The sequence below is a fragment of the Pantoea sp. KPR_PJ genome (assembly GCF_041386365.1).
In the GTDB taxonomy this organism is placed as follows: domain Bacteria; phylum Pseudomonadota; class Gammaproteobacteria; order Enterobacterales; family Enterobacteriaceae; genus Pantoea.
Window position 1 is genome coordinate 95,948 of the sequence record NZ_JABMIK010000005.1, and the last position, 22,059, is coordinate 118,006.

Annotated in this window: 22 protein-coding genes; 8 read left to right on the forward strand and 14 right to left on the reverse strand. The window is 56.6% G+C overall.

Features of this window, described 5'->3' with window-relative positions:
* Positions 1 to 5 precede the first annotated feature (5 nt).
* Complete coding sequence (gene dcp, locus HP564_RS12610; RefSeq protein WP_371243516.1) at positions 6 to 2,054, reverse strand: peptidyl-dipeptidase Dcp; 2,049 nt, start codon at positions 2,052 to 2,054, stop codon at positions 6 to 8.
* Between the two features lie 60 nt (positions 2,055 to 2,114).
* Positions 2,115 to 3,434 carry a guanine deaminase gene (guaD, locus tag HP564_RS12615; RefSeq protein WP_371243519.1) on the reverse strand — a complete coding sequence of 440 codons (1,320 nt, stop codon included), beginning with the start codon at positions 3,432 to 3,434 and terminating at the stop codon, positions 2,115 to 2,117.
* Between the two features lie 649 nt (positions 3,435 to 4,083).
* Between guaD and ydfG the strand changes: the two genes are divergently transcribed.
* A complete protein-coding gene (gene ydfG, locus HP564_RS12620) occupies positions 4,084 to 4,830 on the forward strand; it encodes a bifunctional NADP-dependent 3-hydroxy acid dehydrogenase/3-hydroxypropionate dehydrogenase YdfG (protein WP_371243521.1) in 747 nt (248 codons plus the stop codon).
* Between the two features lie 33 nt (positions 4,831 to 4,863).
* On the opposite strand, the gene HP564_RS12625 is transcribed toward ydfG, so the two are convergent.
* On the reverse strand, positions 4,864 to 5,193 hold the full coding sequence (locus HP564_RS12625; RefSeq protein WP_371243523.1) for a YnfA family protein: 330 nt from the start codon (positions 5,191 to 5,193) through the stop codon (positions 4,864 to 4,866).
* Positions 5,194 to 5,323: 130 nt separating this feature from the next.
* On the opposite strand from HP564_RS12625, the gene HP564_RS12630 reads away from it, so the two are divergent.
* The gene (locus tag HP564_RS12630) at positions 5,324 to 5,659 is read left to right on the forward strand and encodes a DUF1283 family protein (RefSeq protein WP_371243525.1); all 336 of its coding nucleotides are present in this window, start codon (positions 5,324 to 5,326) and stop codon (positions 5,657 to 5,659) included.
* Positions 5,660 to 5,714: 55 nt separating this feature from the next.
* Positions 5,715 to 6,011, forward strand: coding sequence for a DUF1161 domain-containing protein (locus tag HP564_RS12635; protein ID WP_371243527.1), 297 nt, complete (start codon positions 5,715 to 5,717; stop codon positions 6,009 to 6,011).
* Positions 6,012 to 6,039: 28 nt separating this feature from the next.
* On the opposite strand, the gene HP564_RS12640 is transcribed toward HP564_RS12635, so the two are convergent.
* The 5 genes from HP564_RS12640 to HP564_RS12660 all read right to left on the reverse strand — a co-directional run bounded on the left by HP564_RS12640 (position 6,040) and on the right by HP564_RS12660 (position 12,682).
* Positions 6,040 to 7,506 (reverse strand): MDR family MFS transporter, encoded by a 1,467-nt coding sequence (locus tag HP564_RS12640; protein WP_371243529.1) that lies wholly within the window; start codon positions 7,504 to 7,506, stop codon positions 6,040 to 6,042.
* Between the two features lie 559 nt (positions 7,507 to 8,065).
* Positions 8,066 to 9,445 (reverse strand): nucleobase:cation symporter-2 family protein, encoded by a 1,380-nt coding sequence (locus tag HP564_RS12645; RefSeq protein WP_371243531.1) that lies wholly within the window; start codon positions 9,443 to 9,445, stop codon positions 8,066 to 8,068.
* A 182-nt stretch (positions 9,446 to 9,627) separates the two neighbouring features.
* A complete protein-coding gene (gene bioD, locus HP564_RS12650; protein ID WP_371243533.1) occupies positions 9,628 to 10,326 on the reverse strand; it encodes a dethiobiotin synthase in 699 nt (232 codons plus the stop codon).
* 104 nt (positions 10,327 to 10,430) lie between these two features.
* A complete protein-coding gene (locus HP564_RS12655) occupies positions 10,431 to 11,648 on the reverse strand; it encodes an ROK family protein (RefSeq protein ID WP_371243535.1) in 1,218 nt (405 codons plus the stop codon).
* A gap of 137 nt (positions 11,649 to 11,785) precedes the next feature.
* Entirely contained in the window at positions 11,786 to 12,682 is an 897-nt protein-coding gene (locus tag HP564_RS12660; RefSeq protein WP_371243537.1) for a LysR family transcriptional regulator, read from the reverse strand.
* Between the two features lie 92 nt (positions 12,683 to 12,774).
* Between HP564_RS12660 and HP564_RS12665 the strand changes: the two genes are divergently transcribed.
* The 4 genes from HP564_RS12665 to HP564_RS12680 all read left to right on the forward strand — a co-directional run bounded on the left by HP564_RS12665 (position 12,775) and on the right by HP564_RS12680 (position 16,469).
* Positions 12,775 to 14,034, forward strand: coding sequence for an MFS transporter (locus HP564_RS12665; protein ID WP_371243539.1), 1,260 nt, complete (start codon positions 12,775 to 12,777; stop codon positions 14,032 to 14,034).
* A gap of 163 nt (positions 14,035 to 14,197) precedes the next feature.
* A complete protein-coding gene (locus HP564_RS12670; RefSeq protein ID WP_371243541.1) occupies positions 14,198 to 14,455 on the forward strand; it encodes a hypothetical protein in 258 nt (85 codons plus the stop codon).
* A 117-nt stretch (positions 14,456 to 14,572) separates the two neighbouring features.
* Positions 14,573 to 15,109: a cytochrome b561 gene (gene cybB, locus HP564_RS12675; protein ID WP_371243543.1), complete on the forward strand. Its 537-nt coding sequence runs from the start codon at positions 14,573 to 14,575 to the stop codon at positions 15,107 to 15,109.
* 175 nt (positions 15,110 to 15,284) lie between these two features.
* A complete protein-coding gene (locus HP564_RS12680) occupies positions 15,285 to 16,469 on the forward strand; it encodes a sugar transporter (protein WP_371243545.1) in 1,185 nt (394 codons plus the stop codon).
* A gap of 40 nt (positions 16,470 to 16,509) precedes the next feature.
* On the opposite strand, the gene HP564_RS12685 is transcribed toward HP564_RS12680, so the two are convergent.
* Positions 16,510 to 16,767: a hypothetical protein gene (locus HP564_RS12685; RefSeq protein ID WP_371243546.1), complete on the reverse strand. Its 258-nt coding sequence runs from the start codon at positions 16,765 to 16,767 to the stop codon at positions 16,510 to 16,512.
* A gap of 28 nt (positions 16,768 to 16,795) precedes the next feature.
* A complete protein-coding gene (locus tag HP564_RS12690; RefSeq protein ID WP_371243548.1) occupies positions 16,796 to 17,053 on the reverse strand; it encodes a YdgH/BhsA/McbA-like domain containing protein in 258 nt (85 codons plus the stop codon).
* Between the two features lie 291 nt (positions 17,054 to 17,344).
* Between HP564_RS12690 and HP564_RS12695 the strand changes: the two genes are divergently transcribed.
* On the forward strand, positions 17,345 to 17,995 hold the full coding sequence (locus tag HP564_RS12695; RefSeq protein ID WP_371243550.1) for a TetR/AcrR family transcriptional regulator: 651 nt from the start codon (positions 17,345 to 17,347) through the stop codon (positions 17,993 to 17,995).
* Between the two features lie 62 nt (positions 17,996 to 18,057).
* Here the strand turns inward: HP564_RS12695 and rhaM are convergent, their stop codons facing one another.
* From rhaM to rhaB, 4 genes are read right to left on the reverse strand one after another with little or no spacing between them, the layout of a single operon-like run.
* Positions 18,058 to 18,372: an L-rhamnose mutarotase gene (rhaM, locus tag HP564_RS12700; RefSeq protein WP_371243552.1), complete on the reverse strand. Its 315-nt coding sequence runs from the start codon at positions 18,370 to 18,372 to the stop codon at positions 18,058 to 18,060.
* Positions 18,362 to 19,204, reverse strand: a complete 843-nt coding sequence (gene rhaD, locus HP564_RS12705) for a rhamnulose-1-phosphate aldolase (RefSeq protein WP_371243553.1) — start codon at positions 19,202 to 19,204, stop codon at positions 18,362 to 18,364. Before rhaD ends, rhaM begins: the two co-directional genes overlap by 11 nt.
* A 9-nt stretch (positions 19,205 to 19,213) precedes the next feature.
* Positions 19,214 to 20,470, reverse strand: coding sequence for an L-rhamnose isomerase (locus HP564_RS12710; RefSeq protein ID WP_371243555.1), 1,257 nt, complete (start codon positions 20,468 to 20,470; stop codon positions 19,214 to 19,216).
* A complete protein-coding gene (gene rhaB, locus HP564_RS12715; protein ID WP_371243557.1) occupies positions 20,454 to 21,935 on the reverse strand; it encodes a rhamnulokinase in 1,482 nt (493 codons plus the stop codon). The genes HP564_RS12710 and rhaB overlap by 17 nt, the downstream gene beginning before the upstream one ends.
* Positions 21,936 to 22,059: the final 124 nt, after the last annotated feature.

A 22,059-nucleotide genomic window follows, 5' to 3' on the forward strand; every position in this document is an offset into this window, starting at 1 on the left:
CAGCCTTAGTCGGCAAGACCGCGATTTTTCAGCATTGGCGCAAGCTGCGGCTCGCCACCGCGCCACTTCTCATACAGTTGTTTGAGATCGCTGCTGTTGCCGCGCGACAAAATCATCTGACGGAAGCGATCGCCGTTCTCGCGCGACAGCCCGCCGTTTTCTGCAAACCACTGATAGCCGTCATCAGCCAGCATCTGGGTCCAGATGTAGGCGTAATAACCGGCTGCGTAGCCGCCGCCCCAGATATGCTGAAAATAGCTGGAACGATAGCGCGGCGGAACCGCTGCCAGCGCCAGGTTATCGCTTTGCAGCGCCTGCTGTTCAAAACCCTCTACCGACTGAGGTGCTTCCCCGGCGGCAATGCTGTGCCAGTGCAGATCGAGCAGCGCGGCGGCCAGCAGTTCGCTCATGTCATAGCCCTTATTGAAGCGGCTGGCGCGCACGATTTTTTGATGCAGCGCATCAGGCATCACCTCCCCGCTTTGGTAGTGGCGCGCGTAGTTCAGAAATACCAGCGGCTCGCTCGCCCAGTGCTCGTTGAACTGTGAGGGGAATTCTACGAAATCACGCGGCGTTGCCGTACCAGAGAGGCTGGGATAGCGCTGAGTGGCGAACAGTCCGTGCAGGGTGTGGCCAAACTCGTGGAAAAGCGTAATGACATCATCCCAGCTAAGCAGTGCCGGTTCCCCTTCTGGCGGGCGGGTGAAGTTACACACGTTGTAAATAACCGGGCGTGTCGCCAGCAGCTTTGACTGATGGACAAAGTTGCTCATCCAGGCACCGCCACCCTTGTTGTCACGCTTAAAATAGTCGGTGTAAAACAGCGCCAGCGGAGCGTCGTCTACATCAAAAATTTCATAGACACGCACGTCCGGATGATAAACCGGCAGATCGTGGCGCTCGCTAAAGCGAATGCCGTAAAGCTGACTCGCCGCCCAGAATACCCCTTTTTCCAGCACGTTGTTCAGCTCGAAATAAGGACGGATCTGGCTCTCGTCGAGATCGTACTGGGCTTTACGCACCTGCTCGGCATAAAAGGTCCAGTCCCACGCGGCCAGGGTGAAATCGCCTTGCTGCTGGTCAATCGTCTGCTGTATCGCCGCCGCCTCGCGTTCAGCGCGCGCGCGCGCGGCCGGAACAATATTGCGCATAAAGGCAAACGCCGCATCGGGCGTTTTAGCCATCTGGTCGGTGAGCTGCCATTCTGCGAAAGTGGCAAAGCCCAGTAGCTGCGCCTGCTGCGCACGAACCTGCGCCAGCTCAAGCAGCAGTGCGCGGGTATCGTTCTCATCGCCCTTTTCGCTGCGGTGGATGGATGCGTCAAACAGCGCCTTACGCGTTTCACGTGAGCGCAGCGCCTGCAGCGCGGGCTGCTGCGTGGTGTTTTGCAGCACCAGCAGCCAGGCATTCTCCAGCCCACGTGCTTTTGCCGCCGCCTGCGCCACAGCCCTATCCGCCTGACTCAGCCCGTCCAGCTCACCTGACGTCTCTACTACCAGCCCACCCGCTTTCGTGGCGGCCAGCAGTTTGTTTGTGAAACGCGTGCTCAGGCGGGCCGCCTGCTGGTTCAGCGCCTTGAGTGTCTGTCTGCTCTCTTCGTCCAGACGGGCACCAGACAGCTGATAATGCTGCCAGGTGACCTCCACCAGCCGTAGCGACTCCGGATCGAGATTCAGCGTCTGGCGCTGCTGATAGACCGCATCCAGACGCGCAAACAGGGCGCTGTTCAGCACGATCTCATCGTTTAATGCGGTAAGCTGGGGCGCAATCTCTTCATCGACCTGTTGCAGATAATCACTGGTATGTGCGGAGGTCATTGCGCCAAATACCAGATTGACGCGTTCCAGCAGTTGTCCGCTGCGCTCCAGCGCCTCAAAGGTATTGGCGAAGGTCGGCGTCTCGGTGCTGTTTGCAATCGCCTGCACCTCCCGGCGCTTCTCCTCAATCCCCGCCTGAAGCGCAGGCAAAAAGTCCTGTTCCTGAATCTGGTCAAACGGCGGCGTCTGACAGGGCAACGTACTGGCCTGGAAAAACGGATTTTGTCTGACGTTCATGCCTCGCTCCTGATCGCTGTGCAAAAAACTATCCTGGCAGGTTGCGGCGCGCTGGACAACTCAGCGCTGCGTGCAGCCGGCATCGCGCGACCACACTGCCCGACCATTGATCCACGTCTGGGCGATATTGCGGTCATCGCCCAGGGTCATCAGCATAAAAAGCTGCTCCCAGATATCTTTGCTGTGACTGAGACGCAGCCGCTGCAAAGGCGAGACGGCGGGATCGATTACCACAAAGTCCGCCTCTTTACCTGCACTGAAATTGCCGATATGGTCGTGCAGATCGAGCGCGCAGGCACCGCCAAGCGTGGCGTGGTAAAACGCCTCAGCCGCGCTGAGTCGATACTGTTGCAGCTGTCCGACCTTGTAGGCTTCCCCCAGCGTCTGCAACATATTAAAGGTGGTGCCGGCACCGACATCCGTCCCGATACCTGTTTTCACGCCCTGCTCCCAGCTGCGTTTCAGGTTAAACAGTCCACTGCCAAGAAACAGGTTAGAGGTCGGACAAAAGGCGATGGCGGAATCGGTCTCATGCAAACACTGCCACTCGCGATCGTCCAGATGCAGACAGTGCGCAAACAGGCTGCGCCGACCGGTCAGCTGATGATGGTGATAGACATCAAGATAACCCTGACGCTCGGGAAACAGCGCTTTGACCCAGGCCACTTCCTGTGGGTTCTCGCTCAGGTGAGTGTGTAGCCAGACGTCAGGAAACTCCTGTCGCAGCTGCTGGACCTTTTCAAGCAGCGCGCTGCTTGAAGTGGGGGCAAAACGTGGGGTCAGCGCATAGCTGAGGCGTCCGCGTCCGTGCCAGCGCGCAATCAGTGCGCGGGTATCAGCATAGCTCTGCTCAGGCGTTTCCAGCAGAGCATCCGGCGCATGGCGATCCATCATCACCTTGCCAGCAATCATACGCATATTGATGGCGTCGGCGGCGCTAAACAGCGCGTCGACCGATTGCGGGTGGACAGTACCAAACACCAGCGCGCTGGTGGTCCCGTTTGCCAGCAGCTGTTGCAGAAAGAATTCAGACATAGTGGCGGCGTGGTCAGGACAGTGATACTGGCTCTCTACCGGAAAGGTATAGTGATTAAGCCATTCCAGTAGCTGTTCACCATAGGCCCCAATCATTTCCGTTTGCGGATAATGGATATGGGTATCAATAAAACCCGGTACGATCAGCCTGCCGCGCAGGTCGATCACCTCGTCAGGCAGTGGCGGGCGCGCGTCCCAGGCATACAAGCCAACAATGCGCCCGGCTTCGAGCAGCAGCACGCCATCCTCAAGATAACGCGCCCGATCGGCAATCTCTTCGGGCCGGCTTACCACCCCGGTAAAATCAAAAAAGCTGGCGCGAAGCGCGGTAATTTCAGATGGCATGGCGTTCCTTTTTTCGCGCAGGCAGGCGCGACTGGCGTTGAGTCAGGCTTACTCTTCTGCAACCCCTGTGCCAGAAATCCGCATATCTGACCGTTATTCAATACGTTATATGAAAAACGTATTACGTCGGCGATTGATGAAAAGGTATCGTATGCGCAACCGATTACCTTTTATCGCGCTGCTTGCCCTTGTTATCCGCCCCAGCGTCTTATTGAGATGCCTTGCCCGGTGCTGGTGCAATGTGCCTCAATATGGCGCAACTTGTCAGCAATCGGTTATGCAGTATTACGCTGGCCTGGCCTGCCGCGCTTGCTGCCAGCCAGGTGGCGAAAGTTATTAATTCATGCCGTAATGCCGTAAACATACCCAGCGCATTCCGCTTATCAACCGGCGTAGCTTCCTGATCTAAGATCGTGCCGGTCAGTGGCAGCGTTCACTCCTCGCTTATTCAATGGCTCAGCCCTGAGCATGGCGTTGACTGAATAAAAAGATCTCGCCAGGGCGAGCCTGGTATGAGAAAGATTTACTCTTCCTTCTCGTTCCTGTCCGCTTTTGTCCTTTAAGTACGGATTAGCCCTTTTATATTTGAAATTTTGCTCGTAATATCAAATAGCTACTTTAAGCCCAACATTCTTGAAGGAACAGTGAGATGATTATTTTTGTTACTGGCGCCACCGCCGGTTTTGGTCAAAGTATCACCCGCCGATTCATTGAAACAGGCCACAAAGTGATCGCCAGCGGACGCCGCACCGAGCGTTTGCAAGCGCTGAAAGAGGAACTTGGCGATAACCTCTACACCGTGCAGCTGGACGTGCGCAACCGTGCCGCTATTGAAGAGGCGATCGCCTCACTGCCTGCTGAGTGGCGCAATATCGACATACTGGTGAACAATGCGGGCCTGGCGCTCGGGATTGAACCCGCACACCGTGCCAGCGTTGAAGACTGGGAAAACATGATCGACACCAATACCAAAGGTCTGGTCTATATGACGCGCGCCGTACTGCCAGCGATGGTGGAACGTAACGTCGGTCATATCATCAATATTGGTTCTATCGCCGGAAGCTGGCCCTATGCGGGCGGCAACGTTTACGGTGCCACCAAAGCCTTTGTGCGCCAGTTCAGCTTAAATCTGCGTACCGATCTGCATGGCACCGCGCTGCGTGTGACTGACATTGAGCCGGGCCTGGTTGGCGGTACGGAATTTTCCAACGTGCGCTTTAAGGGCGATGACGAAAAAGCGGACAAAGTGTATGAGGGCGCCACGGCGCTGACGGCGGAGGATGTCACCGAGGCGGTTTACTGGGTCGCAACGCTGCCGAAGCACGTCAATATCAATACCCTTGAAATGATGCCGGTCAGTCAGACGCTGGCGGGATTGAAAGTGCATAAACCCTGATGCAGCAGGCCGGCCACTTCGGCTGGCCTGTTTTCACGCTCGCCCCCAGCCCGCCACGATGACCATCATGCCGCACAGCGCGATCAGCGCCCCGCTCCAGTCCCATACGGTCAGCCTGATCCCCTCAACAACACGCAGCCACAAAAGCGCCGTCACGACATAAACCCCACCGTAGGCAGCATAAACACGCCCGCTGGCTGCAGGGTGCAGCGTCAGCAGCCAGACAAAGGTCATCAGGCTCAGCGCGGCCGGGAGCAGCAGCCAGGCGGGACCGCCCTTTTTTAGCCACAGCCAGGGCAGAAAGCAGCCGACGATTTCCGCGATGGCGGTAATGAAAAACAACACCACGGTGTTGAACAGCATGGCTTCCTCTCAGAAAGATAAACAGCGAGCTCGCTACTGGTGAGCAAATAAAGCGCGATGATATACTAACCCTCGTCTGCCGTAACCCGGATCCTCCCTGTGCATCAGGTATCAACTGAAGGAAAAGATCATGAAAAAATTGTTTCCTGTGCTGCTCGCCACCCTGCTCGCCGGCAGCACAATGCTGACTGCCGTTCAGGCAAGCGCGAACACCAGCCGCCTGATTATTGAAAATGGCAACAGCGCCGCCAGCAATGAAGCGGCACGTCAAAGCAAAGAGCAATGGAACGACACGCGCAACCTGCGTCATAAGGTCAATTCACGCGTTGAGAAGGAGTTTGATAAGGCCGATACCGCCTTCGATACCCGCGACGCCTGTGAAAAGAGCTACAACGTTAACGCCTACTGGGAACCAAACACGCTGCGCTGTCTGGATCGCCGCACCGGCCGCGCGGTGGCGCCCTGATTTTCCCTGCCGGATGCTATAGTCAGTAAGGTTCACTGTATAAAAGGAGAAGAAGATGAAGAAACAGTCTGGAATGTTACTCGCAACTTTACTGGCTCTGCCCATGCTGGCGCAGGCCTCCTGCGAATCAGTCAAGGCGGATATCAGCCAGAAAATTATTCAGAATGGCGTCCCTGAGTCAGGCTTTTCGCTGGATGTCGTGCCTAACGATCAGGTTGATCAGGCAGGTGGTCAGGTCGTGGGCCACTGCGAAAATGACACCCAGAAAATCGTTTATAAGCGCGTAGGTCGCGGCGATGACAGCAGCGTCCCTGACAGTGCAGGCAGTTCGCAGGACGCGCCTGCGCAATAGCGTTTAAGGGCGACACCGTCGCCCTGTTCTATTCCGCATGATCCGGCCGCTGACGCGGCATCATCCACGCCACACCCAGCGCGAATAGCGCAATCACCAGCGCCACAATAAACACCCAGTGCAGCGAGGCGGCAATAGCCAGCACCATATGATGCAGCGTTTCGCTGGAGAGTGCTTCGCGCGACGGAGAAGACATAACCTGCTGTACCGGATCCTGCGCATCGGGCAACCGCCGTGTCAGATTCAGGTTCAAAACGGCCCCCATTAGCGCTGTGCCAATGGCCGATCCCATCATGCGGCTAAACATGATTGAGGCGGTACAGATACCGCGAATATCGTAGTGCGCGTGATTCTGTACCGAAACCAGAAAGGTCGTGCTGGTCATCCCCATGCCGGTGCCAATCACAAAGGCGGTGGCGCCCGCCTGTATCAGCGAACTGTCAGCGCGCAGCAGTAGCAGCAGTGCACTACCAGTAATCAGCAGCAGCGCACCCAGCTGTGCGGTGAAACGATAGGACGTGCGCAGCATCAGGCGGCCACTCAGGGTGCTGGCGAGCGGCCAGCCAATCGACATCATCGCCAGCGCGCTGCCCGCCTGTAGCGGCGTGCCGCCGGTTATGCCCTGGATCCAGGTCGGCAAAAAGGCGCTGATACCCATCATCGCTGCACCGATAATCAGGTTGCCGGCATTACCCGCAATAATCAGTCGACTGCGCCAGATTTCCAGCGGAAACAGCGGCGCAGCGGCGCGCAACTCATGCTTTTTCAGCTGCCAGCCTGCGAACAGCGCCAGCAGCAAAAAGGCAATCAGCCAGTACCCCAGCCACTCTGCCTGCAACAACGCCATCAGCAGTGCGCTGACGCAGAGCATCAGCCAGACGCTGCCCGTGACGTTAAGCGGCTGCGGCTTCTCTTCTATGCTGTGGGCAGGAAGAAAACGCGCCAGCATGGCCATGCTGAGCAGCCCTATCGGCAGGTTCACCCAGAAAATCAGCGACCAGCTAAAATGCTCCACCAGCCAGGCTCCGGTCAACGGACCGACGATCGCCGCCACGCCCCAGACGCTGGAAAGCCAGCCCTGAACGCTGGCGCGTTCGCGCGGGGAATAAATATCGGCCACAATAGTCGAGCTGAGCGGCATAATGGCACCGGCCCCCAGCCCCTGAAACGCGCGAAACAAAATCAGCCACAGCATAGAGTGGGCAAAGCCGCACAGTACCGATCCGACGAGAAACAGCGAGGTGCCGATAAAAAACATTTTGCGCCGTCCCCACATATCGGCCAGACGGCCATAGAGCGGCACGCTTACCGCCTGCGTGAGCAGATAGACAGAGAAAACCCAGCCGAACTGGGAAAAACCGCCCAGGTCAGCAATGATCGTGGGCATCGCCGTTGCCACAATGGTGACCTCAATGGCGGCCATAAACATGGCGAGCATACAGGCTATCAGGATCCAGCCCCGGTGGCTTACGTTCAGGTGTGCGCTTTCAGTCATACATCTCCCTTTTGTTATCCAGCAAGGCTAGCCTAAATTTGCGGCGTCGGTGTGCCTGTTGTGCGCTCACCGCGTGACGCTCTGCCCATTGCTGAAGGCGCGCGTCAGTGACCCGTTGAATGGTCAGGCAGTTTCATTCTGCCTGCTCTCTGTCTTCCGACTGACTGTTTAGCTGGAGAGCGTGATGAGGCAGGTCTGCAACATTGATGTGTCGAAGGTGATAAGTAACAACTGCGCCAGGCCTGCCCGTTATTCTGATGGTTCACATGCAGATGAGCGACAGGCAGGCCTGAAAAGCTGGACAAGGCATCCGGTTTCATTGCGTGCCATGAGGCGCACAGCGGCACTACTGGCATGGATAACGCGATGCTGTATGCGTTTTGGCTAAGGGACAACGCAGAGACGCATCTGCGTGGGGTAGTCGCGGAGAGCTGAGAACGCTGATAAGGAGGGATCTTATCGTAGCGAGATTTTTCAGGATGACAGTGCTGGCGCTGCTCGCTGCCTGAATCACCAGCGCGCCAGCAGGTGGCTGCCGGCTTCAACCGGCAGCCTGCCCTTACAGCCCTTTTTCAGCCGCATCACCCTGCGGCAATGCCACTGCACGCTGTTCGCTGGGCAAGAGAATATTCAACAGAATGGCCAGTATGCCGCCAGTGGTCACCGCATGACCAAAGATCTGGCTCACCAGCGGCGGGAACTGCTTCAGCACCTCCGGCACCGCCTCAATACCCAGCCCGAGGCCAAACGACACTGCCACAATCAGCATCTCACGGCGGCCGAGCGGCGTCTGCGTCATCACACGGATACCCGCTGCCACCACGCTGCCAAACATCACCAGCGTCGCCCCACCCAGCACCGGTGGTGGAATTTGCTGCATCAGCGCGCCCACTACCGGGAACAGGCCCAGCAGCGCCAGCATGATGCCTATCACCATGCCGACGTAACGACTTGCTACACCGGTCATCTGAATCACGCCGTTGTTCTGCGCAAACGTGGTGTTGGGAAAAGCAGAGAACATGGCAGCCAGCACACAGCTGACGCCATCAGCGCAGATACCGCCCTGTAAACGACGCTGAAAATGAGGCCCGGTAATCGGCTGCTGCGACAGCATACAGTTAGCGGTTAAATCGCCAACGGCCTCAATCACAGAGATTACTGAAACCAGAGCAATTGGCAGGAAAATTGTCCAGTCGAAGGCAAACCCAAAGCGGAAGAATGCAGGCAACACCAGCCAGCTGGTCTCTGGCAATGGTTTGAACACCAGATTGCCACTCAAGGCTGCCGCCGTGCAGCCCGCCAGTATACCGGCAATAACCGCAATCAGCCGCGCCCAGCGATTGCGCATGCGGTTCAGGGCGATAATCACTAACAAGGTCAACGCGCCAAGCGCCAGATTCGCAGGTGCACCAAAATTTGCCGCGTTATGTCCGCCCGCCCAGTCGGTAATACTGACCTTAATCAGGCTGATGCCGATAAGCGTAATCACCGTCCCCGTGACTACGGGCGTCAACACACGACGAAGCTGCGCGACACAACGGCTAATCAACAGCGGGATCAGTGCAGCAACCAGGTTGCAGCCGAAAATCATCGCCATAATCTCTTCCGGTGATCCGCCGCGCGCTTTAACTATCATTCCGCCTGAAAGGATCACCCCCAGAAAGGCAAAGCTGGTGCCTTGCAAACAGATCATCCCTGCGCCAATGCCAGCCATGCGTCGCGCCTGAATAAAGGTCCCCATGCCTGACACCAGCAGCGACATGCTGATGAGGTAAGGTATCCACGCCTGGAGCCCAAGCACCGAACCAATAATTAAAGGCGGCGTAATAATGCCGACTACGCTGGCCAGAACGTGCTGAAGCGCGGCAAAAAAGGCAGGTGCGGGTCGAATGGGTTCGTCCAGACCGTACAGCAGTGCTTTCTCTTCGGGATGGGACATGGTGGTGCTCCGGCAGGGATATAATGATTTCTGCTGATGCATGAATCACGCCATGAGCAATTTGTTGCGTAAATGTAAACCTTAATTATCTGATTTGCATGGGTTTAAAGTTAAACATGAACAGGCTGAATCCTGGAACTATTGATTCAGCCCTGGCCTTTTTGACAGACGGTGTTTCAATATCAGGCAATCTTTGCACCGGAACTGGGCAAGGCGGCGATACCCATCGAGGCGAGATCGATATAGCCAGATAAATCGCGCTGTTCGGCGCGCGGAAGATAAGGCAGTTCGCCAAGCAGCGGCGCGTCAATGTGCTTGCTGAGTACGCTAATGAGCTCGGCGTAGTGCGCCAGACCGGGATTGATACGATTGGCGACCCAGCCTGCCAGCGGCAGACCATCACGGGCGATGGCTTCGGCGGTCAACAGGGCGTGGTTAAGGCACCCCTGCTTAATACCCACCACCAGCACAACCGGGATCTGATGTTGCGCCACCCAGCCTGACAGCGGCTTTGCATCATTCATCAGGCTGCGCCAGCCGCCGGTGCCCTCTACCACGACGCAATCCGCCTGCTGCTCCAGCCGCTGTAGCCCCTGATTCAGCAGCGCATAGTTCATGGGTTCGCGTGGCCGGGTGCTGACCTCATCTTCTTCGTAAATGAGGGGATTAATGGCATCGTAGGGCAGCGACAGCGTTGAGCTGCTCTGTAAAATCAGCGCATCTTTGCTGCGCAGGCCCTCTGCACTCTGGACGGCGTTACGGGCAACGGGCTTGAATCCAACAGCGCTCAGGCCAGCGCGTGCGAGGTATTGCAGGAGCGCGCGTGTGACAATGGTCTTCCCCACTGCGGTATCAGTGCCGGTAATGAACAGGTTTTTCACTTCACTCCTCCTCAACGTTACGTTTTTGATTTACAAAAATGCAAAGCGCATTGTAAGGAATGCCGACAGCGGGCAGCTTGCGTTAGCGCAAAGTTCAGTCGCGCTTAACCTTGCAACAGTTTGACCAGCAGATAGCCACTGTAGAGCGCATCCTTGATCAGCGCGGCGGCACCAAGGGTTCCGGGCTCGCGAAATTCAGTGGGAGCAAGCTGCAGGATGTCGCTGTAGGCGGGCAGCGCCTGCTGACGAATGGTGCTGCTGACGGCGGGAAAGAGTACCTCAGCGGCCTGATTGAGGGGGGAGCCGATAAGAATATGCTGCGGATTAAAGATATTGACCATCATCGCCAGCATGCGACCGACGTGATAGCCCACGCCCGCGATGGCGTCGCGCGCCAGCCGATCGCCCTGCTGGGCAGCCAGGCAAAGCGACTCAAGCGATAGCGGCTGCTGATGCAGTATGCTGTCCGGCTGGGTGGTCAGGCGCTGTGCCGCCAGCGCCAGCAGACTGCCAGTGCTGGCGACCGTCTCAAGACAGCCATGGTTACCGCAATAGCACTGCTGCCCATAGGGATCGATCTGCGTGTGGCCAATCTCCACCAGCGCCCGCCCGCTTTTGTGCAGCAGCTGGCCGCCGCTGATCACACCGGCACCCACGGTATCGTCAATGACAATCTGAATAACATCCTGGGCACCACGCGACGCGCCGAACAGTGACTCCGCCAGCGTCCAGGCCGAGATATCGTGCTGAACAAATACGGGAACACCGGTACGGTGCGCCAGCGTGTCTCCCAGCGGCATCTCACGCACGCTGTAGCCCGGCAGCCGATGCACCACGCCGGAAGCGGCATTGATCAGGCCAGGCAGGGTGATAGCAATGGCCGTCAGCCGCTCCAGCCGGTGCTGATGGCGTATAAAGAAAGCATCTACCTGTTCAATCAGCGAGGTCAGCAGCGGCTGCTGCGCCTCTTTGGGCAGCGGCTGCGACTCCTCCACCAACACCCGGCTGCTCAGGTCACGAAGCGTCAGGGTAAGCGCGCCGCGATGCAGGCGAACGGCCAGATAGTGCCAGGCCAGCGTATCGAGGATCAGGCCAATTGCCGGCCTGCCGCGCGAGCCGGGTTCCTGAAACTCGGTCTCCTGTACCAGATGGGCATCAAGCATTTCACGCACGATTTTGGTAATGCTGGCAGGCGCGAGCTGCGCCAGTCTGGAGAGTTCAATACGCGAGATGGGGCCATGGCGATCGATCAGGCGATAAACGACGCCTGCATTGGTCTGTTTGATCTGGTCAATATGGCCAGGCTGATTGTCCAGATTCACACCCTGCTCCCGGTTATTTTCGCGCTTCTAAATAAACACCGACTATGGTGATGCAGATTGCGCGCGGGCGTCAAACATTTGATTTGAAATGTGATTTGAAGCACATAAAAAATCGGGCCGTGATTCGGGTCTGATTCTTATTTGTGCACCACTGGCTGCAAAAGCTGCATCATATTGTGCATCTGCATGGAGGGCTGGCGTTCGCCAGACCACACCAGCCAGACTTCCGATTGCGCATCCTCTTCTTTGAGCGGCAGCCAGACCACATCGGCCAGCCGCGCGCGGGCAAAAGAGGCGGGCAAAATTGATACACCCAGGCCGGTTGCCACCAGCCCAAGAATGGTCATCGCTTCGCCTACTTCCTGCATGATATAGGGCTGAATATGGTAACGATGCAGCAGGCTGAGAATTTCGCCATGTAGCGCTGTCCCACCCTGCGGGTCGAAAAAGATAAAAGGCTCGTTTGCCAGCGCGCTCACAGAGATGGTTTCCGCATCGGCCAGCGGATGTGCCCAGTGCACCACCGCACGCAGCGGTTCACGCAGCAGCAGCTGGTGGCGCAGATCGGGGGGCAGCAAAGTATTGCGCATCACGCCTAAATCGAGCTGGCCTTCATGCAGCGGCGCCAGCTGCTGGCGAGTATTGATCTCCTGCATCTGGATATGCACCTGTGGCCAGCGCTGGCGAAACTGATAGAGCGCGTCTGAGACCAGCCCGGTAAACGGCGCAGAAGAGGTAAAGCCGATGCGCAGTTCGCCCTCTTCGCCCCGCTGCAGGCGCGCGGCTCGTCCGGCGGCCAGTTCCACCTGCTGTAATATCGTGCGTGCATCGCTGAGAAACTGCTGACCGGCTGGCGTCAGCTGCACGCTGCGGTTAGTGCGTAAAAACAGCTTCGCTTCAATCTCCTGCTCCAGCTGCATAATTTGCTGGCTGAGCGGCGGCTGAGAAATATTCAGTTTCTGCGCTGCGCGACCGAAATGCAGTTCTTCCGCAACCGCCAGAAAGTAACGCAAATGGCGCAGTTCAATATTCATATTTTCAACATATCAATTGAGATGATTAATATATTAGACAACATACTTTCCTTTTCCTAAGGTATTCAGACTGTTTCAGGTGAGGATTAGATGTGCGTCACTCTTCTCAGTCGGTTGCGCTTAAAGATGAAGCGTTAACCTTATCCCCCGCCGCCTCTACGGCGTCATCACCCGTCAGGATTAAACGCGGCACACCGCAGTTTATGCGTGTTACTCTGGCGCTGTTTTCAGCGGGTCTGGCAACCTTTGCCCTGCTTTACTGCGTCCAGCCCATCTTGCCTGTACTGTCAGCGCAGTTTGGCATTTCGCCCGCTGAAAGCAGCATCTCACTCTCACTCTCAACCGCACTGATGGCATTAGGGCTGCTGGTCACCGGCCCGCTTTCCGACGCCATTGGCCGTAAAAATGTGATGGTGACAGCGCTGATGCTGGCCGCCCTCTGTACCCTTGTTTCTGCGGCCATGGACAGCTGGCAGGGGATCCTGGTCATGCGAGCGCTGACTGGCCTTGCCCTGAGCGGCGTTGCTGCCGTCGGCATGACTTACCTGAGCGAAGAGATCCACCCCAGCGTCGTTGCCTTCTCTATGGGACTCTATATCAGCGGTAACTCAATTGGCGGGATGAGCGGTCGCCTGCTGAGCGGCGTTTTGACTGATTTCTTCTCGTGGCGTGTCGCCATTGCCGCCATCGGCTGCTGCGCACTCGCCTCGGCGCTGATGTTCTGGCGCATACTACCGGCTTCGCGCCATTTCCGACCGGCATCGCTAAAGCCTCGCAGCCTGGTTATCAACTTCCGCCTGCACTGGCGCGATGCTGGTCTGCCGCTTCTGTTTGCTGAAGGATTTCTGCTGATGGGCGCATTCGTTACGCTGTTTAACTACATCGGCTACCGGCTGCTTAGTGCGCCTTACCACCTCAGTCAGGCTGTTGTTGGCTTGTTGTCCGTGGTCTATCTCACCGGCTCATGGAGTTCGCCAAAAGCAGGGGCGCTGACCATGAAGCTGGGACGCGGTCCGGTGCTGCTGGGTGCGACAGCCGCGATGCTGGCCGGATTGCTGCTCACCGCCTTCAGCACGCTGTGGTTGATTTTGCCGGGGATGATGCTCTTCACCGCCGGTTTCTTCGCGGCGCACTCGGTTGCCAGCGGCTGGATTGGCCCCCGTGCGCGTCGCGCGAAAGGCCAGGCCTCTTCGCTTTATCTTTTTTGCTATTACGCGGGCTCCAGCGTAGCTGGCACGCTCGGTGGCCTGTTCTGGCACAGTTTCGGCTGGGCAGGCATCACCGGCTTTATTTCTGCCCTGCTGTTGCTGGCGCTGCTGGTGGGCTGGCGCTTACAGCGGAAGAAAATATAGCCCCCCGGGGGGAAAAGGGGCCGTCTGCGCCCTTTTTTACCTCTCCCTCTCCGGCTACCTGACAAATTAGTGCCAATATCAACCAGACGCGCAATACCCCGCTATAATCCCTTCCATTCCAACAATAAATGCACGTTTATTCACAGCAATGAGGATGCCCCTTATGGGCCTTTACTACTACGTTTCTAAAAATTCAGGTTACAACGATAACCATGTTGTTCACGCAGCTGGCTGCCAGTATTTGCCTCCGCTCGACGCCAGACTCTTTCTTGGCACCTTCTATACCGCTAATGCGGCTATCCAGCAGGCACGTAAGTACTATGCCAGCGCGCTGGGCTGTGAGTGCTGCTGCCCACTGCCGTTAAAAAAAAACCTGAACACCCAGAATAGCGTGGCGCTAAAACATATCGCCACACTCTGATTATGCTGGCCTGTCCACCTGTGTCAGGCTGCCGTTTTTATCGTTGCGTCAGTTTGTTAAAATCAGGCATGGTTTTCCGGTATATTAGGTATTCATCTCCTGTTGCATGAGCAGACTATGCGCGAAAAATATGCCGCCTCACAAGTTGCCCTTCACTGGCTGACGTTTTTACTGGTTGCCCTGGCCTACGCCACCATTGAGCTGCGTGGCTTTGCCCAGCGCGGCTCATGGCAGGGTTATGTGATGATCGTGACCCACTTCAGCGCGGGATTTACCGTTATGCTACTGATGCTGGCGCGTCTTTTTTTACGCACCCGCTATCGCACACCGCCGATTACGCCTGCCGCGCCGCGCTGGCAAACCGGCCTTGCGCACCTGGTACATACGCTAATTTATGCGTTATTTATTATCCTGCCTGTTCTGGGCCTGACTTCCCGTTACCTGCGCGGACGCGACTGGTGGCTTTTTGGTATTCCGATGCCCGTGGCGGACGAGCCTGACTTTGATCTCTCCGACAGTCTGATCGACTGGCACGAGACGCTGGCTCCGATGGGATACTGGCTGATTGGTCTGCACGCAGCTGCCGCGCTGTTCCACCACTATTTTCTTAAAGACAGCACGCTTAAGCGCATGATGCCGGGCAAACCGTCCTGACGCTGCCGGGTTATCGCTCTGATACAGAGCGATAACCCCGTTTGCGAAATAAAACCGTGTTTCAGCGTTCCCCTGACCGTGCAATTCCCTCACAATAGTCGATAATTTGTGACGCAAATCACTTTCGTGGATGTTAATGCTGCATCCGTTTGTTGTTCTGACTGACCTGACTGACATGCAATCGACTACTGTTTCCCGTAAAACGGCCTGGCTCCGCGTGGTGCTACTGGCTATCGCCGCCTTTGTGTTTAATACCACTGAATTTGTGCCAGTTGGCCTGCTGACAGACATTGGTGCCAGCTTCAGTATGAAAAGCGCCGATGTAGGCATTATGCTCACCATCTATGCCTGGGTTGTTGCCCTGCTTTCGCTGCCGCTGATGCTACTGACGCGCAACGTTGAGCGCCGCATGCTGCTCTCCGTGCTCTTCCTGATATTTATTGCCAGCCACATACTGTCCACCTTTGCCTGGAGTTTTACCTCGCTGGTGATATCGCGAATTGGCATTGCGCTGTCGCATGCGGTTTTCTGGTCGATCACCGCCTCGCTGGCGATTCGCGTAGCGCCTGCCGGGAAAAAAACGCAGGCGCTGAGTATGCTGGCAACCGGCACCGCGCTGGCAATGGTGCTGGGCGTCCCTATTGGCCGCATAGTCGGCCAGTATCTGGGCTGGCGCACCACGTTTGGCATGATCGGTCTTTCCGCTCTGGTCCTGATGGTGCTGCTGGCACGTATTCTGCCCCGCCTGCCCAGCGAGCATACCGGTTCGCTCGGCAGCGTACCGATGCTGTTCCGCCGTCCGGCGCTGGTGAGTATGTACCTGCTGGTAACGATAGTGGTTACGGCGCATTACACTGCCTATAGCTACATCGAACCCTTTATGCAGTTTGTCGCCAGCGCTGATGAGAATTTTACTACCCTGCTGCTGCTGCTGTTTGGTTCTGCCGGTATCGTTGGCAGCCTGCTGTTCAGCTCGCTGGGCAATAAATTTCCGTCAGCGCTGCTGATTGTAGCTATCGCCATGATTACGCTCTGCATGGGGCTGCTGGTGTTTGCTGCGGTCAGACCGGCAGCCATTGCCACGCTCTGTATCCTGTGGGGTATGGCAATGATGATGATCGGTCTGGCGATGCAGGTACGTGTGCTGTCGCTGGCGCCGGATGCGACCGATGTGGCAATGTCACTGATGTCCGGTATTTATAATATTGGCATTGGCGCAGGGGCGCTGCTGGGAAATCAGGTCAGCACCCACCTCAGTATGGCGGACGTGGGAAATACTGGTGGTTTGCTGGGGCTGGTGGCGCTGTTCTGGTGTATCTACAGCTTCCGTAAATATCCGCAGCTGCGCAGTAACGGATAAAAAAACGGGCTTCAGTGTTATGTCACTGAAGCCCGTTTTATTAATTAATGCTGGTAGCGGTGCCAGACAGCTTGCTGACTCCAGAAGTCGAAGTGATGCGGAAAGGCTTTACGCGCAGGTTGTCCTGCTTTCCCGACAGCTGCTGCTCCAGCGAAATTAAACTGCTGCTGCCGCTGACCTTGACCGCAGAGGTCATAGCCTGGTCATCAGGTGCAACGGCCAAAGATTGCGCCGCCGCGCCAGCAAACGAAACCGTGCCCAGAAGCAGTGCAACTACGGCAAATTTCACGCTTTTCATCTTTCTCCTCCTTACCGCCACCACAGAATTACTGATAAATCACTGCGGTGCCGTGCAGGTTGTTCTGGCCTGACGTTGACGTAATGCGGAATGATTTTGCACCTGCCGCATCGGCTTTCGCATTGAGCTGTGCTTCCAGCGAATCCAGGTTTGAACCACCCTGTGCAGAGATGGTGCCTACAGCCGTTTGATGCAGCGGATCGCTGTTAACCTGGTCAGCCGCAAATGCGCCAAAAGTCAGGGTGCTAAGGGCCAGCGCGGCCAGGGTCAGTTTGATGGTTTTCATGGTATCGGCTCTCATGTTCGGTTTTTAAAAGTGTCGTTAAATTAATTAACGATCGTTAAATAAATGGTAGAGCATTGTACGATGAAGCGTCAACATTTTTTTATCGATCGTTATTTTAATGCGGAAGTGGCGTGATTATGGGCTCCAGCCTTCGAGATGACTTAACCATTAGGGTGATAATCAGTCGACGAGGCACAAAATGATAACCTGCTGTCACAGGCCTGCAGACTGGCTTGCATATTTTATTAATGATCGGTAATTTATTGGAGTGTTTTCCAGAAGTGAGGATCTATGAGCCAGCACTGTGATGAAGCCCTGAAAAAATGCCGCGGTCGACCTAAAACGTTTGATCGTGATGCTGCACTGGATAAAGCCCTGACGCTGTTCTGGACGCACGGCTACGAAGGAACCTCACTCTCCGATCTGGTTGCCGCCACAGGAGCAAAAGCCCCCACGCTCTATGCTGAATTTGTAAATAAGGAGGGGCTTTTCCGCGCAGCGATGGAGCGCTATATCGAACGTTTTAGCACTTACCGCAATGCCGCTCTTCAGGATGAGAGCAAGTCCGTTTCCGAAGCCATTGAGGGCTGGTTTCGTGCTTCCGCAGCCTGCTTTACCAACTGTGATACCCCTTCTGGCTGTTTCTTCATCTGCACGTCAACGGCGCTTTCATCATCATCGGGTGAGATTGCCCAGATGTTGCGTCAGCAGCATGCTGCCCAGCAACAAACCCTGCTTGATTTTCTGACCAGCCGTCAGCAGCGCGGGGATATTGCAGATCAGACCGACATTACCTCGCTGGCGCGTTATCTGGCCTGCCTGCTGCAGGGTATGTCAGTGCGGGCGCGTGAAGGCGCACCGAAGGCGGATCTGGATAATATTATTGATACGCTGATGGCGATGTGGCCCGTCTTAACCGGCCAGTGCCAGAGAAAAAGCTGACTATTTTTGCTTAATGAAGAAAACCATGGCGGAGGGTTACCGCCATGGTGATCACTGCCGCACTACTCAAGAAAGAACACCGGCTTCAGCGGCTGACTGACCGGGCTGTTATCGGGATTGCTCAGCATTAACGCCCGCATTGACGCCCACCAGCGCTGGCACACCTCCGTTTGTGCAACCGCATTCCAGCGCTCCTCCGACTCAATTTCTACACTGGCGAACAGCAAGTTACGTTCCACATCCAGCCAGATAGCGTAATTGTGCGCGCCATGGGCTTTCAGCGTCGCTGCCAGCTCCGGCCAGATGGGTGAATGGCGACGCTCATATTCGGCATGGCAGTCGGCATTCACCTGCATCACAAAGGCTTTACGAAGCACTGGCAGGCCCTGCATCAAGAGCCGCCTGCCATGGCTTAACGTTAAAACGTTTGCCCAGCGCCACCAGCTGCTCAGTGGTGATACTCTGACGGATTCCGCCCATCGACAGCACGTTCACAATCACTTCTGACGATTTTTCAGCGGTATCGATCAACCCAAAGGTCTCATCCAGCGTTGGGCCGGCACCAAAGATACCGTGGAACGGCCACATCACCAGGCTGTGTGACGCCATCGCCTCAGCGGTGGCCTGCCCGATTTCATCCGTGCCTGGCACCATCCACGGCAGAATTCCGACGCCATCCGGGAAGACGACCAGACATTCCGTGCTGCCTTCCCACAACAGCCGGGTAAAGCGCGCTGAATCCAGCTCCACCACATAACTCAGCGACATAAAGTGGGTCGCATGGCAGTGCATAATGACGCGATCTGCCCCTTGAGTAACGGCTTTGCGCACGCTGTGTGACTGGAAATGGGCCGCCAGCTCTGAGGTCGGCAACCCGCCGTTGCTCAGGCCCCAGTGAATGGTATAGGAGAGCCCCTTTTCATCGACCTTCAACAGCGCCAGGCAGTCCGCCGGATCGAGTTGCACGTTGCGGAAAAACTTGCCGGAACCAGTCACCAAAAACCAGCAGTTCGCCAGCGCCGGTGCCGGTTTAGTCAGCTCAACGCAGCGCGGCTCAGAATAAAAATCGCTGGCGAAAGGCCTGACCTCCTCCTCAAGCAAGCGCAGTGTAACATTGCCGCCGTTACGTTCGTCCCAGCCCTTCAGCCACATATCGCTGGTGGCTTTAACCATCCCTTTAACAAACCAGGAAGACAGAATGCTTTGCATAGTGAACCCTTAACGTTGATTCAGAATTTGTTGTTCGTAATGGCGGACATCGCTTAACCAGCTGGCGTCGGCGGGCACATCGTGGCGCAAACACCAGGCTTCCCACACCGCCTGCCATGGCAGCGACTTTTGCTCTTCCAGCAGCGCCAGACGCGTGGTGTAATCCCCTACGGCTTCGGCCTCGCGCAGACGAGCGGTCGGCTCCAGCAATGCGCGCAGCAGCGCTTTTTTGGTATTACGGGTGCCGATAACCCAGGCCGCGATGCGGTTGATAGAGGCATCAAAGAAGTCCAGCCCGATATGCACTTTGTCAAACAACTGGTGACGCACGATTTCGCTGGCGATCGCCTGTGTTTCATCATCAAGTAGCACCACGTGGTCGCTGTCCCAGCGCACCGGGCGACTGACGTGCAGCAGCAGACGCGGCACATAAAGCATTACCGTGGAAATTTTGTCGGAAATAACCTCAGTGGGATGAAAGTGACCGGCGTCCAGCGTCAGCGCGGTCTGTCGGCTGGTGGCATAGCCCATAAAAAATTCACTGGAGCCGACGGTATAGCTCTCCGCGCCGATACCGAACAGCTTGCTTTCCACCGCGTCAATATGGTGTTGGGGGCTAAACGTCTCCGAAATGACCTCATCAAGCGCGCTCATCAGACGCTGACGCGGCGCAAAGCGGTCAACGGTGATATCTTTCATGCCGTCAGGCACCCAGATATTCATAACGGAGGGCGTCCCCAGCTGCTCGCCAAAGTAGGCCGAGATGCGACGGCTTGCTTTGCAGTGATCGATCCAGAACTGCCGAATCGCCTTATCCGCGTGCGACAGCGTAAAGCCGTCCGCACTCAGCGGATGGGAAAAACAGCTCGGATTAAAATCCAGCCCCAGCTTGTGCTGTTTCGCCCACGCTACCCAGCTGGCAAAATGTTTTGGCTCTATAGCATCACGCTCCACAGGCGTCTCGCTCTCCAGATAGATCGCATGCAGATTCAGGCGTTTAGGTCCGGGAATGAGCGACATCGCTTTTTCCAGATCGGCACGCAGTTCAGTGGCATTACGCGCTTTGCCTCGGTAGTTGCCGGTTGCCTGAATGCCGCCTGTCAGCGCGCCCTGTGGATTCTCAAAGCCGCGCACGTCATCCCCCTGCCAGCAGTGCATCGAAACCGGTACGCTGTCCAGTTGTGTCATGGCCTGCTCAACATCCACGCCGCTGTCGGCATAACGTTGTTTAGCCAGCTCAAAGGCTTGCTCAATCAGCTTTGTCATATGCGAGTTCCTTAGCAGGTTGACTCAGCGCCGCAAAACGCGCCCGGCAGGCGCGAAAAGCGCTGTTGTTCATAGGTTCAAAAGTTTTAAGAGGGAAGTTGTTTTCAACGCAGCGGCGAAAATCCGCGACGTCAGCAAGTTCTCCCAGCGCAATCAGCTGGCAGCCGACGTTGCCCAGGGTTGAGGCTTCAACCGGCCCCGCCAGCACCGGCATTTCGCAGGCATCAGCACAGAGCTGATTGAGGAACGCATTCTGGCTGCCCCCGCCCACGACATGCAGCTGGTGGAAAGGGTTACCGCGTAGCGCAGCCAGTTCGTTGATGACTTCACGGTAGAGCAGCGCAAGGCTGTCGAAAATGCAGCGTGCCAGCGAGGGGACCGACTGGGGTATCGCCATGTTCTGTTCGGCGCAGGCGTTCTGAATTTCACTGACCATGCTGTCAGGATTGATAAAGCGCGCGGCGTTGGGGTTAATCAGCGCACGGCAGGCGGGCTCTTTAACGGTCTCAGCAATGAGCGTGTCTAAATCATCAATGCGTAACTCCGTGCAGATGCGCTGCAGTAGCCACAGCCCCATAATATTTTTTAACACGCGATAGCCTTCAGCGCCGCCCTCATTGGTGACGTTGGCGCGAAGCGCATCAGCAGAAGTATAAGGCAACAGGCTTTCAAACCCCATCAGCGACCAGGTGCCAGAACTGAGGTAAGCCGCACTCTCCTGCATCAGCGGCGTGGCGAGCACCGCGCTGGCAGTATCGTGCGTGGTAACGGCGATCACCGGGACGTTGACACCGCTGGCATTTTGCCAGTGGCCGATCAGGTTGCCGGGCGAGGTAGGCTTGCCAAACCAGGAGGCAGACGCGCCCGCCCATGTGAGCAATGCCTCATCCCATTCCCCGCTGTCCATATTCAGCAGCTGGGTGGTGGTGGCGTTGGTGTATTCCCAGTTGAGCTTGCCGGTCAGCCGATAGTGCAAATAGTCCGGGATCATGAGCGCATGAGCGACCTGCGCCTTCCAGTCGGGCTGCTGCTGACTTAAGGCGCGAAACTGGTAGAGCGTGTTGAAAGGAAGAAACTGGATGCCGGTACGGGTATAAATTGACTGCTGGCCCAGATCGCGCAGCGCCTGCTCCATCAGGCCCTGGGTGCGTTTATCACGGTAGCTCACCGCTTCACCGACCCGATTCCCTGCTTTATCCAGCAGTACCATATCTACGCCCCAGGTATCGATGCCGATGCTGTCTGGAACAATCTTCTCTTCATCCAGCTGCGCCAGCCCGGCGCGGATTTCCCGCTCCAGGTGATCAAGATCCCAGCAGTCATAACCTGCTCGCCGTTCGCGGTGGTTGGCAAAACGACGCACCTCACGCAGGTCAATTTGCTGCGATGCGGCGTCCCACCGGGCAAGCATCACGCGTCCGCTGGATGCCCCCAAATCAACCGCAACGATATTTCGCTTACTCATGGCCCGTTCTTCCTCCAGTGTGTTGCAGACAGCCTAAAAACGTTGCGCGCTCTCCACCTTCCCGCTACTGCCAACGCGACTTTGTCGCTGGCAGGTGTACAAAGATATTCGTGAGAGAGATCAC